17 protein-coding genes are annotated in these 13,804 nt (G+C 67.9%); 6 read left to right on the top strand and 11 right to left on the bottom strand.

Annotated features, from left to right (window positions below):
- Positions 1 to 19: 19 nt before the first annotated feature.
- The 4 genes from ACIOHC_RS00770 to ACIOHC_RS00785 all read right to left on the bottom strand — a co-directional run bounded on the left by ACIOHC_RS00770 (position 20) and on the right by ACIOHC_RS00785 (position 2,526).
- Positions 20 to 691 carry a DUF4097 family beta strand repeat-containing protein gene (locus ACIOHC_RS00770; RefSeq protein ID WP_401841219.1) on the bottom strand — a complete coding sequence of 224 codons (672 nt, stop codon included), beginning with the start codon at positions 689 to 691 and terminating at the stop codon, positions 20 to 22.
- 258 nt (positions 692 to 949) lie between these two features.
- Positions 950 to 1,189 (bottom strand): hypothetical protein, encoded by a 240-nt coding sequence (locus ACIOHC_RS00775; RefSeq protein WP_401840795.1) that lies wholly within the window; start codon positions 1,187 to 1,189, stop codon positions 950 to 952.
- Between the two features lie 24 nt (positions 1,190 to 1,213).
- Positions 1,214 to 1,540, bottom strand: a complete 327-nt coding sequence (locus ACIOHC_RS00780; protein WP_401840798.1) for a serine hydrolase — start codon at positions 1,538 to 1,540, stop codon at positions 1,214 to 1,216.
- A 401-nt stretch (positions 1,541 to 1,941) separates the two neighbouring features.
- A complete protein-coding gene (locus tag ACIOHC_RS00785; RefSeq protein ID WP_351073373.1) occupies positions 1,942 to 2,526 on the bottom strand; it encodes a hypothetical protein in 585 nt (194 codons plus the stop codon).
- Positions 2,527 to 2,715: 189 nt separating this feature from the next.
- On the opposite strand from ACIOHC_RS00785, the gene cpt reads away from it, so the two are divergent.
- On the top strand, positions 2,716 to 3,237 hold the full coding sequence (gene cpt / locus ACIOHC_RS00790; protein WP_401841221.1) for a chloramphenicol phosphotransferase CPT: 522 nt from the start codon (positions 2,716 to 2,718) through the stop codon (positions 3,235 to 3,237).
- Positions 3,238 to 3,498: 261 nt separating this feature from the next.
- On the opposite strand, the gene ACIOHC_RS00795 is transcribed toward cpt, so the two are convergent.
- The 4 genes from ACIOHC_RS00795 to ACIOHC_RS00810 all read right to left on the bottom strand — a co-directional run bounded on the left by ACIOHC_RS00795 (position 3,499) and on the right by ACIOHC_RS00810 (position 7,376).
- Positions 3,499 to 4,347, bottom strand: a complete 849-nt coding sequence (locus ACIOHC_RS00795) for a hypothetical protein (protein ID WP_401840801.1) — start codon at positions 4,345 to 4,347, stop codon at positions 3,499 to 3,501.
- A gap of 749 nt (positions 4,348 to 5,096) precedes the next feature.
- On the bottom strand, positions 5,097 to 5,681 hold the full coding sequence (locus ACIOHC_RS00800) for a DinB family protein (RefSeq protein WP_351073369.1): 585 nt from the start codon (positions 5,679 to 5,681) through the stop codon (positions 5,097 to 5,099).
- Between the two features lie 100 nt (positions 5,682 to 5,781).
- Positions 5,782 to 6,990 carry an MFS transporter gene (locus ACIOHC_RS00805; protein WP_401840803.1) on the bottom strand — a complete coding sequence of 403 codons (1,209 nt, stop codon included), beginning with the start codon at positions 6,988 to 6,990 and terminating at the stop codon, positions 5,782 to 5,784.
- 74 nt (positions 6,991 to 7,064) lie between these two features.
- Positions 7,065 to 7,376 (bottom strand): metalloregulator ArsR/SmtB family transcription factor, encoded by a 312-nt coding sequence (locus ACIOHC_RS00810; protein ID WP_351073365.1) that lies wholly within the window; start codon positions 7,374 to 7,376, stop codon positions 7,065 to 7,067.
- 236 nt (positions 7,377 to 7,612) lie between these two features.
- Between ACIOHC_RS00810 and ACIOHC_RS00815 the strand changes: the two genes are divergently transcribed.
- The 3 genes from ACIOHC_RS00815 (at position 7,613) to ACIOHC_RS00825 (ending at position 10,359) form a co-directional block, all read left to right on the top strand.
- A complete protein-coding gene (locus ACIOHC_RS00815; RefSeq protein ID WP_401840806.1) occupies positions 7,613 to 8,377 on the top strand; it encodes an LPXTG cell wall anchor domain-containing protein in 765 nt (254 codons plus the stop codon).
- Between the two features lie 381 nt (positions 8,378 to 8,758).
- Complete coding sequence (locus ACIOHC_RS00820) at positions 8,759 to 9,748, top strand: hypothetical protein (protein WP_401840808.1); 990 nt, start codon at positions 8,759 to 8,761, stop codon at positions 9,746 to 9,748.
- Positions 9,749 to 9,780: 32 nt separating this feature from the next.
- Positions 9,781 to 10,359 (top strand): DUF4240 domain-containing protein, encoded by a 579-nt coding sequence (locus tag ACIOHC_RS00825; protein ID WP_401840811.1) that lies wholly within the window; start codon positions 9,781 to 9,783, stop codon positions 10,357 to 10,359.
- A 238-nt stretch (positions 10,360 to 10,597) separates the two neighbouring features.
- On the opposite strand, the gene ACIOHC_RS00830 is transcribed toward ACIOHC_RS00825, so the two are convergent.
- A complete protein-coding gene (locus ACIOHC_RS00830; RefSeq protein ID WP_351073357.1) occupies positions 10,598 to 11,179 on the bottom strand; it encodes a hypothetical protein in 582 nt (193 codons plus the stop codon).
- 115 nt (positions 11,180 to 11,294) lie between these two features.
- Between ACIOHC_RS00830 and ACIOHC_RS00835 the strand changes: the two genes are divergently transcribed.
- A complete protein-coding gene (locus ACIOHC_RS00835) occupies positions 11,295 to 11,456 on the top strand; it encodes a Scr1 family TA system antitoxin-like transcriptional regulator (protein WP_401840813.1) in 162 nt (53 codons plus the stop codon).
- A gap of 238 nt (positions 11,457 to 11,694) precedes the next feature.
- On the opposite strand, the gene ACIOHC_RS00840 is transcribed toward ACIOHC_RS00835, so the two are convergent.
- Positions 11,695 to 11,883: a DUF397 domain-containing protein gene (locus ACIOHC_RS00840; protein WP_351073355.1), complete on the bottom strand. Its 189-nt coding sequence runs from the start codon at positions 11,881 to 11,883 to the stop codon at positions 11,695 to 11,697.
- A complete protein-coding gene (locus ACIOHC_RS00845; protein WP_351073353.1) occupies positions 11,883 to 12,728 on the bottom strand; it encodes a helix-turn-helix transcriptional regulator in 846 nt (281 codons plus the stop codon). The genes ACIOHC_RS00840 and ACIOHC_RS00845 overlap by 1 nt, the downstream gene beginning before the upstream one ends.
- A gap of 220 nt (positions 12,729 to 12,948) precedes the next feature.
- On the opposite strand from ACIOHC_RS00845, the gene ACIOHC_RS00850 reads away from it, so the two are divergent.
- The gene (locus tag ACIOHC_RS00850) at positions 12,949 to 13,584 is read left to right on the top strand and encodes an ATP-binding protein (RefSeq protein WP_351073351.1); all 636 of its coding nucleotides are present in this window, start codon (positions 12,949 to 12,951) and stop codon (positions 13,582 to 13,584) included.
- The last annotated feature ends 220 nt before the right edge of the window (positions 13,585 to 13,804 follow it).

Below are 13,804 nucleotides of genomic sequence, written 5' to 3' on the forward strand. Positions count from 1 at the left end.
CCCTTCCAGAGGCTGCGGGCTACAGGCTGCGGGCGGTGATGTCGCCGTAGGCGGTGGTGGCGTGGATGTTCAGGCCGGCGGCGCCGCCGTCGGTGTTCTTGAGCGTGTTGTGGATCCGGCCGTGGGTGGTGCCGGCGTCCAGGGAGGCGGAGATCCCCTGGGCGGCGCCGATCGAGATGTCGCCGTGCTCGGTGCGCAGCGTGAGTGTGCCGCGCACGGCCTCGGTGATGTGGAGGTCGCCCTTCTGGGTGCTGATCTGTGCGGGGCCGCCCAGGCGGCCGACCGAGATGTCACCGGCCTGGAGGGTCAGGCGGGCGCTTGCGGCCTCGTCGACTTTGACCGAGCCCTGTGCGCCCTCGAAAGTGACGTCGCCGAGCCGTCCGACGCCCCGGAGCTCGGCGTCGGCCGCCTTCGCCTCGATCCGGGAGCCGACGGGCAGTTGGACGGTCACCTCGATGGATCCGGAGGGGCCGAGGATGCGGTTCTTCGCCGCCGGGGCCTCGATCCGCAGGACGCCGTCGCCGTATACGACCTCGATCTGCTCCGCCGCCTTCACGTCGCGGCTCCTGGAGGCGTCCGCGGGCAGGATCTCGACGGTGGTGTCGGCCCGGTCTGCGGCGATGAACCGGATGTGTCCCGCGGGGATGTCGAGGGTGGCCGAGACCGGGGCGGGGGTGTCGAACTTCTGCATGGTGCCCTGCTTCTTCTGCATCGTGCGTTCCTTCGGCTCGTTGTTTCTGATGATGGAAACGCTACGTAGCATTCACTGATTCGGCAACATGCTTGTTGCTCACGAATGACATCAGTGCAGCTCAAGGCCGATAAATCATTGCAATGTTCCAAGAAGCAATGCAACAGCTTCTCTCTTGTTCGTTGCAATGAATTGACGGTGAACGCTATCCCGGGGTGCGGAGGCGTGGTGTGAGAAGCGCCGACCAGGAGGTGTGGTTCAGCGGCACAGCGCCGCGTCCACGGCTGCCTCAAGGTGCTCGACGGCACTGTCGGACGTCGGTTCAAGGGTCATCGTGACGGCGGCGGCGCGGCCGTCGTCGGTGGCTGCGGCCCAGGTCCGGTAGCCGGGGATGGCACCGCTGTGGGCCCAGGCGACGCGCTCGCACGACAGTGGCGTGCTGATGATTCCCAGGCCGGCGTTGTAGCCGTCTTTCCCCATGAGAACGGTGGGGCGCATCTGGTCGAGCTGGGCCTTCTCAACTCAAGAAGGCGGCCGCCCAGCAGCGCGGAGAAGAAGGCGCTGAGGCCGGAGTTGGTGGAGACCACGCGCCTCCCGCCCAGGACGCGGAGGGGTCGATCTCGGTGACGTTGCGCAGGGGCGCGCCCGGCCGGTCCCGGCGGTAGCCCTGGGGGTGGCGTTCCCGGATGGTCGTCTCGCCGGGATCCCCTTCCCGCGCACGAGATTCGGCAGGTAGGTGTCCACCGGGTCGTCGAGGCTGATCTCGCCTTCGCCGACCAATTGCAGCGCGACCACCGCGGTGAACGTCTTGGTGACGCTGCCGATCCGCACCTGTCCGTCCCGGGGCACCTTCGCGTGAGTGTCCCGGTCGCCTTCACCCGCGGCATAGGTGCGGACGTTCCCGTCGGCCTCCCTCTATCACACTCGCCGGCGCACCGGGTGCGCCATCGGAGCGCACCAACGTCTCCAGTCCCCGTAGCACGGGGTCCGGCCCGGCGGCGGTCGCGGATGCCGCCGGGCCGGTGGTGACAACGGCGGCCAGGGCAAGGGCGGTAAGGGCGAGGCGGGCAGGCATCGAGGTTCCTCCGGAGCAGAGTCGACGGGCCTTGGTGGCAAGGTCAACTCTCCTGGGAGCAACCTTCGTCGCCCATCGGTGATCACCCTGGCCGGGCCCCTGGTTCACCCCTGGCCGGGCCCCTGGTTCGCCCCTGAGGCACGGCCCGCCCGCAACCCGCGCCGCATGGGGAGCTCTAAGCCTCCCACCAGCCGTCGAGTTCGTCCGGCCGGAAACGCATCATGACGGAGGCGGTCCAGAAGAGTACGACGAATACGCCGCTCACGATCTCCCAGACGAGGCGGAAGACGTCCGTACCGGGCCTGGGACCGAGGGCCGGGCGGACCTTGCGCTGCGGGTCGATGGTGATGAGATACCGACCTCCGGTCCGCAACTCCCTGCTCACTGTGGACAGCTCGCGCTGACGCAGGTTCCCCGGGTAGGAGACGGCGTAGGTGTAGGTCGTGATGCCGTCCGGGTCGGAGGACGAGGAGGTCTCCTCCTTTATCACGCCGTACACCTCCCGGCCCCGGTCGTGCAGGGCGTTGGACGAGAGGTACTGCATGTGCAGAGCGCAGAAGAACCCGGCCGCTATCCCTCCCAGCAACCCCCACGAGTACCCGATGCCGGTGCCCAGTCGCGTGAGTGCCAGGGCGCAACCGACGGCAATGCCGCTCCCCAGCAGCAGCAACAGTCCGAGCGTGCTCTCCCAGGTGTAGAGGGCATGACCGAGCAGGGTCAGCAGCCACAGTGTCACCAGCCCGGCGGCCGGGCCGAGCACGATCCCCGCGCACAGCCGAACACTTGGAACTCTCACTCCGCGGCGCGGCATTGACGACCCCCTGACGACGCTGATCCGGCCCGGTCCGGTCTCCTATGGACTCATGATTCCGGCGGGGACGTCCAGAGCTTATGAATCTGTTGGGCGAGCTCACAGGCGTGGTCATAGAGTGGCGCCGTGATGACCCGGATGATCGTGCTCAACGGTGGCTCCAGCTCAGGGAAGTCCGGGATCGCCCGGTGTCTGCAGGCGGTCCTGCCGGAGCCCTGGCTGGCCTTCGGCGTCGACACACTGGTCGACGCGATGCCCGCGTCCATGCGGGCATCGGACGCCGGCATCGAGTTCGCACCGGACGGTGAGGTGATCGTGGGCCCCGAGTTCCGTACGTTGGAGACGGCGTGGATCGAGGGGGTCGCCGCGATGGCCCGTGCCGGAGCCAGGGTCATCGTCGACGAGGTCTTCCTCGGCGGAGCGGAGTCCCAGCGGCGTTGGCAGAAGGCGCTGGACGGCGTAGGCGTGTTGTGGGTCGGCGTACGGTGCGAGAGCGAGGTCGCCGCGGCCCGCGAGGTCGCGCGCGGTGACCGGGGCACAGGAATGGCGGCGTCGCAGGCGGACGTGGTCCACCGGGGAGTTCTCTACGACCTGGAGGTGGACACGACGCGGAGCGAGTCCATGGAGTGCGCCCGGATCATTGCCGACCGCGTCGGGTGATCCGTCCGTTCCCACCCGTCGGGGCCCATGATCATTTCCGGCCGCGGCGCGCAGTCACGCACCACACGCACAGCGGGCGCGGCAGCCACAGCAGGCACAACGCACCCGGCGCCGAAGGCCGCACCGCATGTCACCGAGGGCCGCACCGCACGTCGTCGGGCTCCGGCCGGCCGACGACCCCCGTCACCGCTCCTGTTACGGCCCGGAGGCCGCAACAGGAGCGGTGACGTACGGCGCGCGCTGTTCCCCTGCGAGGACCCCTCAGTTGGCGGGGGCCTGGTAGAGACCCCGGCCGGCGCGGTGGGCGCGGGAGGTGGCGACGAGCCGGTCCAGGGTGCTGCGGACGGTGTTGATGCCGTTGGGGGTCAGCTCACGCCCCAGGGCCTTGGTGACGTCACGGGCACGGACCGGGGTGTCGCCGAAAGTGGACAGCACCTTGATGGCCATCTCGGTGAGGCTGCCACTGTCGTCGACAGCCGGTGCGGCGGGTGCCGCCTTCTTCGGGGCCGCGACCTTTGCGGACCTGGCGGCCTTGGCGGACGCGGCGGTGGCCTTCTTGTCCTTCGGAGCGGCGGCCTTCTTGGCTGCCGGCTCGGCGGACTTCGTGGTCTTCGCGGGCTTGGCGGCCTTGGTCGCGACGGCCTTCTTGGCCTGGCCGCGCTCGCTCTTCGGCTTGGCGGCGGCAGCCTGCTTGCGGCCCTTGGGGGCGGACGTCTTCCGGGCGGTGCGGCGTGCGGGGGCAGCCGCTGCCGGCTCCTGCGCGGCCTCTGCCCGGACAGCGGAATCGATGGAACCCTGAGCCTGCTGCGGGATCTGCGGGGTCTGCGGAACCTCGGCAGCGACAACGCTCTCGGCCTCGGCCTTGACGTCCTCGTCCTCGGTCTTGACGTCCTCCGTCCTGACCTCACGCGCCTCCGTGTTCGCGGGAACGGGGGAGGCGGCCAGCGAACGCAGTGCCGTCAGCGCGGTCCGCACCGACTCCAGCCGCTCGGTGACAGTCGCGAGTTCCTTCTCCAGGGCCTGCTGGTGCTGCTCCAGGCGGGGAAGTTCCGCCTCCAGCACGGCAGTTGTGGCATCGATGGTGCCCAGTGTGTTGGTCTCTGAGGTCATGTTGTCGCCCTTCTCTCCCGGCCGACCGTTGGTGACCGATGTGGTGCAGCGTAAGGGGCGTTGTGTTGTGGCCGGAAATCGACGCTTCGGCACGCACAGTCAGGAGCCGCTTCCAGTGCTGGTCGCCAGTCTCCTGAATCCTCCTGCCGCGCGCCCCGAGACCGACCAAGAGGCACTCGTTTGGCCGCATGCGCTTCATCGGTGGGGTGCCCTGCCGGACCGCCGCGGTCTACGCATCGCAACGCGGCGCGGCACGAGGAGGGGCGACGGAACACGATGCGCCAGAAGACGGCAGGGCGTGCGGATTTCGTGGCGCGGGCGCCGATGCTCGTACTCGCTGCCGGAGGCTGTGGTGAGGGTGAAGGGCCGGGGGCGACGCTTCAGGGTTCGGGGGTGACGCATCGGGGGCCGGAACCGGGATGCCGGATCGGCGGTTGCCCGGTGCGGTCTCGCGGGGGAGATGCGTCGGTTCGCGGAAGGCGAGGCAGCTCGTGTCCGGTGACACCGGGGGACGCGCACCCCGGACCGCGTACCGCGCTGGTCCGGGGCGGTCACGCGTCCGCGGCGGTCACGCGTGCGGGGCGGTCACGCGTCCGCGGCGGTCACGCGTGCGGGGCGGTCACGCGTCCGAGGTGGACCCGCCACCGGGGCGAGGCCCACGCCAGGAGGGATCCGGGCCGGGGGCGGGGCCCACAACCGAAAGGGACCGCCAGGCCCGCCCCGGCCGGCCGCCAGGCCCGCTCGGGCCGTCAACTTCCGATGTCGCTGCCGTCGCCACCATCCGCTTCGGCGCCGCGCGAGGCGGCCTCGGCCATCCGGGCCGTGGTGCTGGCGCCATCCAGCGCCTCGCGGATGATGTCCGCGTGCCCGCAATGGTGCGCGATCTCCCGGAAGACATGCAGCAGCACGTGCCGTACGGTCCACGCGATCGGCTCCGGCGGTGACCAGGGATACCGGGGGAGTGTCACGAGACGGCCGAGATCGGGCTCCTGCCGCACCGTGCGATCGAATTCCGCCGCCGCCGCGTGAAAGGCGTCGAGCAGCCCGGCCAAGGTCTCGCCGTCGGTCATCCGATTGCTGTCGGGATCGAGGTCGGCCCAGCCGACCTCGCCGGGCGCCGTACCGTCCACCACGGCGAGCCAGGTCCGCTGCACGTCACCGAGATGCTTGACCAGGCCGCCGAGCGTCAGCTCGCTGACGGTGGTGGTGAGTCCGGCTTGCTCGTCACCGATGTCCGCGACGGTGTAGAGGAAGTTGGTGCGCTGATCGGCGACGATCGCGAGAAGATCCTCGCGTTCCCCGGCCCGTGCGTCGTCGGCGCCGGTCGTTCCCATGAACGTTCCCCCTCCGGACGGTTCGTGGCCGCACACACTACGGCGTCTCCCGGGCGGCCGGGGATCGGAGACGCGACGGGTGCGAGGGGTGCGACGGGTCTCAGGTCCGCACCTCTCCGTGCATCTGTTCGCCGAAAGCGACCGACGGTGCCTGCCGCACCCCGGCGCGGTCCAGGCTCAGCCGCAGAGCCGTGACCAACAGTGCGGCGACGGCGAACCCCGTTCCAAACCAGGTGAGTTGACGTGCTCCGTACGCGGACAGGACCCACCCCCCGACCGCCGTTCCGACCGTGATGCCGAGGTTCGAGAACGAGATGAAGAGGCTGTTGCCGAACTCGGGCGCGTCGGAGGCGTCCCGCCCCAGCCAGCTCTGGCTCACGACGAGCCCGCCCGAGTGCACGGCCCCCCAGACCAGTACGGCGACGACCATCGGCGCGAACAGGGGGCCCACGGTGTACAGGAGCACGTAGACGAGCAGGCACAGAACCGGGTAGCCGACCGCGGTACGAATGAGGTCGCGCCGCAACAGCTCACCGAAGACGAAGTTGCCGAGGACCATCACCACGCCGAACGCCATCAGCATGGCGCTGACCCAGGTGCCGTCCATGTGCGTGACCTGGCCCAGGTACTCGGCGAAGTAGCCGTAGACCGAGAACATCGCCGCGAAGACGAGAACGACGGACGCGATGGTCAGCCACAACCGCAGCCGCTTCAGAACCTTCAACTGGGCACCGTAGGAGACCCGTTGACTGACAGGCATCGGCGGGACGAACAACAGCATGCCGATGAAGGCGAGCAGATTGACGAGCGCGCCGAACCAGAACGCCGTGGCCAGGGACACATGCTCGGCGAGGTACGAGGTCAGTGGCACCCCGAAGGCGAAGCCGACGGTGACGCCGCCGAACACGGTGGTCGTGGCGCGGGTGGCGTCCTCGGCGGGCACCAGCCGCGCGGCGGTCGCGAGCGCGACCGCGAAGAACACGGGATGGAAGAGCGCGGGAACGATACGGAAGGCGAGCATCACCTCGTACTGCGTGGTGAGCGCGTAGACGGCGTTGGATACGGCGAACACGGCTATCGCGGTCGCGAGCACCTTCTTGCGGTCGATGCCGGAGGCGAGCAGCGTGGTGAACGGCCCGGATACGGCGATGACCAGGGCGAACACTCCGACGAGCCAGCCCGCGGTGGACGGTGCGACGTCGAGTTCCGCCGAGACCTGGGGGAGCACACCGACCATGCCCATCTCGGTGGTGATGATCCCGAACACGCCCAGGGCGAGCACCAGGACGGTGACGGAGGCCTTTCTCATGGCGACCTTTCATCAAATCTAGAAAAGTAGATATATGCGAGCCTGAGGCGGCGCGCGCAGGGGATTCGTCGGGTCTACAGCTCGTCGCGGACGTGCGCGGCGAACTCCGCGATCACCGGCTCGTTGCGCCGGTAGTACGTCCACTTGCCGATGCGTTCCGAGGTGAGCAGCCCCGCGTCCTTCAAGGTCTGCAGGTACCCGGACACCACTGACTGCGCCAGTCCGGCACGCTTCTGGATGTCGCCCACGCACACCCCGATGTGGAAGCCGAGCCCCTGCTGTCGGTAGGAGTCCTCGTCGAAGTACTTCTCCGGCTCCCGCAGCCACTGCATGAACTGCAGGCGTGCGGGATTGGCGAGCGCCTTGTGTACGGCCAGGGGGTCCACCGGCCTGCCTCTCCGTTCGGCTTCTGGTTCATATCTAGCTTTCTCGATATGTAGGCGCAAGTCAAATCGTCGAAATCGGCCAGAGCGCTGATCCAATCGTTATGCGGGACTAAGAGGGCAAGTGATGCACTGTGTGACGCATGTGGTCATAGGTTCATTGACGGGTACGCGACGGTCGCAGGAAGCTGAGCAGCCCCCCACGGAAGCCCTTTCTACTCCCAACCGTTGGATTACCCATGCGCACAGTTGCTTCCGCAGGCACGCTCACGGCCGCCGTCACCGCGGCCCTGCTGCTTGCCCCTACGGCATACGCCACCGCCCCCGGCGACAACGGCACCGTGAAGATTCACGATGCCTCGACCGGTGAGGAGCTCCGTAAGAACGAGCCTCACGTGTGCACCTTCTATCTCGACGCCTTCGGTTTCGACGCCGAGCAGAGCGTCGACTGGCGCATCGAAGCCTGGGCCCCGACCGCCCATGTCAAGGGCGAGACCGTGAAGTCCGGTTCGCTGACGCTCGACGGTGAGGGGCATGGTCGTTCGCAGGACCAGTCCCTGCCCGACGGTCACTACAAGCTGTTCTGGAACTTCGCCGGTGAGCACGGCCGGGCCAAGCACAAGGTCTTCTGGGTCGATTGCGGCGAAGATTCGAAGCCGGGCGGTGAGAAGCCCGGTGGTGGCAAGCCGTCCCCGTCCGACACCCCGTCCCCGTCCGACACTCCGTCGACGTCCGCGGCCCCGTCGACGTCCGTGACCCCGTCCGGCCCGGAGCAGTCGACCGCGGAGCCCGCGTCGTCCGCCCCTGAAGGCGCTGCCCCGGCGTCCCCGGCTTCGGGCTCCTCCGCTTCTGCCTCCTCGTCACCCTCCAGCCGGACCGGCGGGGACCTCGCCGAGACCGGTAACGGCGCACCCGTCGGCCTGCTGTCCGCAGCGGCCGCCGCGCTCGTCGCGGCCGGCGGCTTCCTGGTGATCCGTCGTCGCAAGGCGCAGCAGCAGCACTGACGCGCCGATTCCTGTGTGCCCCCGTGCTCCGCGACTTCGAGGGCGGGGGCGCACAGCGGCTGGACGAACAGGCTGCCGTGCAGGCACGCGCGCCTCCGCGCACAGGCCGGGACCATCCGGTGCCCGGTGAACAACCCCACCGGTGAACTCGCGTGCGAAGCGGCGGAGATGGTGGACGTACCACCGGCAAATCACCGGCGCAGCTCGATCCGGCTCGCCTGACGGGGCGAAGTTCCGTTCGCGTGGCGGGAGATGGAGGCGATGCGGTACGGTGACGAAACCATCACCCTCTGTGCGCGTCCGTGTACATGGGGCAGCCCCCGGCGGTGCTGGTAACACCATCCGAGGGCCTACACCACCAGTGGAAGAGACCCACCGGAAATGCTGCGTCATGCTATCGCGCCCACCGCGCGCTATACGAAGGCATCACACGATGTCGTCCGCCATCCGCGTCTGAGTAGTGACGCGAAGATCCTGCTCCTGTACGTCCAGGGCTTGCCCGAGGGCCCCACGTACAAGCCGTTGAGCGAGCTTGCCCAGAAGCTGGGCATCAAGGGCCGCGCGTACCAGAAGGCGAAGGAACAGCTGGTCGAGCACGGATACGTGCACGAGTGGCGGAGCCAGGGCGGCGGGGGCCGCTGGCTGACCGAGCAGTTGGTCGCGAACAACCCTCTGACGAGCGAGCAGGCGGGGCACCTGAGAGAGACCTCGCCCACGGCCGCCCCGCCACCGAGTAAGCGGTTCCCGACGGTCGGTGAACCGACTGCCCGGACGGTCGGTGGCTATCAACCGGTAGAAGACCACAGTGACAAGACCACTCCCCACCCACCCTCCGAACCCGAGCCGACGCCCGGACCCGCACCGGAACCGACCCCGACGACCCCGGCACCGGACCCAACGCAACTCGCCCGAGCGGAACGCGTCCTGCTCTCCCTGCGCCACACGCGCCGCGAACTCCACCTGGGAGTGAGGGAAGCACGCGCGCTGGCCGTGGAGGCGGTCAAGTGGCTGGAACGCGGCCTGACCGAGTCCGACCTCCGCCACGCCTTACTCGCCGAACGCCCCGAGAACGGCGTGCGCTCGGCCGTCGGCTTCCTCCGCCACCGCCTCATCCAGAAGCTCCCCGAGCTCCGGCTCCCACCGCTGCCGCACCAGCCCCAGCCCGTCCGCGAGCTGTTGGAGTGCAAGGGTCCGGGCGGCAAACACGTCTTCCGCCCACTGGCCGACGAGACGGAATGCGCACCGTGCCGCCGGTCCGCAGCGCAGGCGCCTCTCCACGGCGCCCCCGCGCCGGAGCCCGACCGCATCCCGTGGCGGGAACGGATCGCGAGAATCAGCGGGACGTCGGCCGCCCTGCCCGCGCGACAGTAGGACTGTCCGACCCGACTGCCATAGTGCGGCCCATGGATGAGAACTCCTTCTGGGCCCTGCTGGAGGGCTCTCAGCAGCGGACCGGTGACCCGGACCAGCGGCTGGAGGCACTGCGTGAGCAACTCATGCAGCGGTCACCGGCAGAGATCGTGCAGTTCCAGGCGTGCCTGCACCGGGTGCGACGGCGGATCGACACGTGGGAGATGTGGGTGGCCGCCGAGCAGATCCACGGAGGATCGTGCTCCGACGACAGTTTCTGGTACTTCCAGTTCTGGGTGCTCGGCCTCGGCCGAGAGACGTACGAGAGGGTGGTGGCCGATCCGGATTCGTTGGCGGAGACCCCGAAGCTGCGCGCACTGGCCGGACGCCCCCTGCAGGACTGGTCGGACGACGAGTGGCCCGAGTGGGAGTCGCTGGACTACGTCGCGGCCGAGGCCTTCGACATGCTGACGGGCGAGGAGGAAGGCCTTGAGAAGGCACTGGAGGCCGAGGGCCTGGACCTCCCCTGCAACCCCGAACCGAGCGGAGAGGCGTGGGACATACGCAACGCGGACGAAGCGTCGCGTCGGCTGCCACGTCTCAGCCGGATGTTCCCGCTCGCCGGCTGCTGAGAGCCTGCCGGGTGACCTCCGACCGGGCGGCCACGCCCTGGTGCGCACGCTTCCCGCGTTGTCGTCGGTCGCCGACGCTCCGCGTCGACTCCCTCCTCCGCCTTGGAATCGCACGCACCAGACCGCGTCCGCCATCCGATCCGAGGTCACCCGACAGGCTCTGAGTCCACGCGGGAAATCTTGAGAGAGACGGCCGTCGGCTCGCCGTTGACCAGAACGGGCATCCCTGGTGGTTCCGCTATCCGGCCACGGCTGCACGCCTCGCCGCCCAGAAACGGTGGACAACCCAGCCGGCAGTGAACACAGCGCCCGTCCAGACGATGACCTCGGCGAGAACAATGGTCGGGGTCAAGGTGGCGTGCGGTCGGGGCGGTAGCACGACCATCTGCACGGCAGCACCCACCGGAACCGTCAACGCCGCAAGCAAGCCGATCAATCCAGGCCGCCGGATGGCTGCACCCACCGCGCCCAGGATCAGCCCGAGCGGCACTCCCGCCACCCACCACCTGACCATCTCCGTTTCGGCCCCCGAGGCGAAGGCGTCCGTCACGTAGTACGCCCCCGTGGCAGCGATCAGCGCCAAGGCCCCGGCCAGCGCGCCTCGGACCGGTGTCCCCGCCAGCCAGCCCACCGCCACCGCCAGCGCGGCCCAGGACCAGCCTGCGTCCACCAGCAGGCTGAGCACCTTGGCAGCGCCGGCCCAAACGGTGCCCCTAAGAGGGGCGCCGAGCTCCCCGTAGGGGGAGGAGAGCGCGTTGATGAGCGAGGTGGCCGCCCCGAATCCCGCCCCAGCCGCAAGAGCACCCATCGTGATCTTCATACCGGGAGAGTATCCAGCAGGCGCCTGCCGGGGCCGCGAGTGGGCGCTGTCGGCTTTCCAGTAGTGGCTGTATCGCCTAGGCAAGAGGCTTCATGTCCTGAGGTGGGCAATCGCGTTGCCCAACCTGATCTGCCCTCCACAGGTACTGGCTGCTCAACTGGATCGCCTGGCCGACGTCATCGGCATGGACACTGTCTACCTCGGTGTCGTCCCCCTCCACGCATCGATGGAGGTTCCCCCGGCCAACGGCTTCTGGAGCTTCGAAGCCCGCCCGTGAGCACCGAGGACTGGCATGCCGAACTATGGCTCGACGACGTGGACACCATTGCCACGTACCAGCGGGTGTGGCAGTCCCTGAATGAGTCGGCCCTGTTAGGGGCGGAGACACAACACGTGATCGCCCAGGCTCGACGGAGCGTCGACGCTCGCTGACGTGTTCCGCAACTTGAAGTTGGGTGCTTGGTCTCAACTGCTGCCCGAGGGCGCCGGATCTGATCACGTGCACCCACGCGCCTCTACATGGTCTGTCGCAGGTTTCGTACAAACTCGTCCCAGGCACTCCTCTGGACGGATACGCGGGGCCCTCCGGGGCGTTTCGAGTCGCGTACGCCGACGGCGGATACCAGGTCAGCAACTTCGACGCACTCGGTGCCGCTACCGCCGCTGTACGACGACTTGAACCAGTGCACGCATTCGTGATCCATCAAAGCTCCTTGCAGGCCTCATTCAGGAGCGCGGCAGACAGATCGATATCCAGCGCCTGCGCACGCAAGTACTCGAATGCCAATCTATAGCGTGCGAGTTCCTGCGGCTTCTCCATGAAGAGACCGCCGCCGATGATGTCCACGTACACGACGTCGAGTTCAGGTGCAGGGCCGCCGAGGACGACGAAACTTCCTACCGCTGCGGCATGGGCGCCCGCCATGAACGGCAGTATCTGAACGGTTACGTGGGGCTGCGAGGCCTGTGCGCAGAGATGCTCCAACTGCTCGCGCATGATGGCGCGGCCACCCACGATGCGTCGGATGACTGCCTCGTCAATCACGGCCCAGATGTGCGGAGGCTCCGCCCGAACGAGGAGCTCTTGCCGTTTCATGCGGATGTCCACCATGTGGTGGATTTCCTCGTCCGTGCACCGCATCTCCGAAGCGCGGTGCACTGCCTCGGCGTACGCTCGCGTCTGTAGTAGGCCGGGCACGTACATGCAGGCGTAATGGTCCTCACTGACCACTTCGTCTTCAAGAGTCAGCATGAGGTTCATTGACTCAGGAATTGGGTCTGCGAGAGAGCGCCACCAACCCTGGATCCGTGCACCCTTGGCCAGCTCGACCAGCGACGCACGTTCCTGATCCGAGGCGCCGTATTCACGGCAGAGGGCATCGACTGCGGGCCACTTGACCGTGCCTTCCTTCGTCTCGTAGCGACTCAAGGTTGCCTTGGAGATGCCGACCCGAGCTCCGGCCTCTTCCAATGTGAGGCCCTTGCCCTCGCGGAGGCGGCGCAGGTCCGCACCGAGTTGGCGTCTGCGGGTAGTTGGTCCGACTGGCATGGCTGTGGTCCTTCATGTTGATCCCTCAGAGCGTGCCGCGTGCGGGGTGCATCGAGCAAGACAGCGCACTTCGGGGGCGCGCGTTGGTTCATGTGCTCCCACTACTGCTGGATGAGAGTTCCATTTTGAGAGTCTCAGTGCCACTGTATGAGAAAGATCGGACACACACAGTGACCGTCTTGCGTGAGGGGTGATCGGCTTGGATGAGTGTCGGTTCGGCGTGGACAGAAAGGCATGGGATCTGGCGTTTCTGGCCAGCGCGGAGGAGGTTGCCGGCCTGCGGCGAGTGATGCGGTTACACCTGGAGCTCTGGGGCCTGTCGGGGGTCATCTACGCGGCGCAGATCTGTGTCACGGAGCTGGTTGCAAACGTGGTCAGGCATGTAGGTCCCGGGACCCCGTCGTGTCTCGCCGTATCCATGAACGGGAGCCGACTCCGCATCGAGGTGAGCGATCCCGATCTGCGAGCACTTCCTACGCTCATTAGGGCGGCGGGGGAGAGCGAGGCCGGGCGGGGCATGGTCCTTGTGGACGGGGTCGCAGATTGCTGGGGTGTCATCCTGCGAGGTGACTCCAAGGTCACCTGGTGTGAGCTAGCTACCGGCCTCCGGTCATCAAACGATCACGTTGATAGTCCCCAAATCGCGAAAGTGGAAGCACTGCTGGGGCTCTGCGGACTTAGCGGCGTCCCGGCGAGGTCGCAGCGTGAACGGCTGAATCTCACCCTAGGGAGGGGGATGGTCATCGATCTCGTTGTCGACCTCCTTCATTGGCTCCGTGCCCACGGTTGCGATCCGGACGACGCCCTCGACTGCGCGCGGACGCAGTTCGAGTCCGAGGTGGCGGAGCCAGCGTGAAGCGACCCTCGGTTGAGGAGTTTGGCGAAATCGCCACAGAGGCGGCCGACTTGGATGTGCGATGCGGCTGGACGGGCTCGTGCAACCTGTGGTGCCTCGTGATCGCTGCTCGGCATTGTGGCAATGCGTAGCAGTGTCCAGAGGGTAGGAGCAGGGCGAGGTGGGCTGATTCTGTGGCCGCGGCCACGATGGGGTGGGCGGCTTGCCCTGGCGCTCGCCC

The organism is Streptomyces sp. NPDC088252 (assembly GCF_044740965.1).
In the GTDB taxonomy this organism is placed as follows: Bacteria; Actinomycetota; Actinomycetes; order Streptomycetales; family Streptomycetaceae; genus Streptomyces.

Coding starts and splice junctions, on each gene's coding strand:
- ACIOHC_RS00770 (WP_401841219.1), bottom strand. CDS start 691: ATGCAGAAGTTCGACACCCCCGCCCCGGTCTCGGCCACCCTCGACATC.
- ACIOHC_RS00775 (WP_401840795.1), bottom strand. CDS start 1,189: ATGCGCCCCACCGTTCTCATGGGGAAAGACGGCTACAACGCCGGCCTG.
- cpt (WP_401841221.1), top strand. CDS start 2,716: ATGATCGTGCTCAACGGTGGCTCCAGCTCAGGGAAGTCCGGGATCGCC.
- ACIOHC_RS00795 (WP_401840801.1), bottom strand. CDS start 4,347: ATGACCTCAGAGACCAACACACTGGGCACCATCGATGCCACAACTGCC.
- ACIOHC_RS00800 (WP_351073369.1), bottom strand. CDS start 5,681: ATGGGAACGACCGGCGCCGACGACGCACGGGCCGGGGAACGCGAGGAT.
- ACIOHC_RS00805 (WP_401840803.1), bottom strand. CDS start 6,990: ATGAGAAAGGCCTCCGTCACCGTCCTGGTGCTCGCCCTGGGCGTGTTC.
- ACIOHC_RS00815 (WP_401840806.1), top strand. CDS start 7,613: ATGCGCACAGTTGCTTCCGCAGGCACGCTCACGGCCGCCGTCACCGCG.
- ACIOHC_RS00820 (WP_401840808.1), top strand. CDS start 8,759: ATGCTGCGTCATGCTATCGCGCCCACCGCGCGCTATACGAAGGCATCA.
- ACIOHC_RS00825 (WP_401840811.1), top strand. CDS start 9,781: ATGGATGAGAACTCCTTCTGGGCCCTGCTGGAGGGCTCTCAGCAGCGG.
- ACIOHC_RS00830 (WP_351073357.1), bottom strand. CDS start 11,179: ATGAAGATCACGATGGGTGCTCTTGCGGCTGGGGCGGGATTCGGGGCG.
- ACIOHC_RS00840 (WP_351073355.1), bottom strand. CDS start 11,883: ATGGATCACGAATGCGTGCACTGGTTCAAGTCGTCGTACAGCGGCGGT.
- ACIOHC_RS00845 (WP_351073353.1), bottom strand. CDS start 12,728: ATGCCAGTCGGACCAACTACCCGCAGACGCCAACTCGGTGCGGACCTG.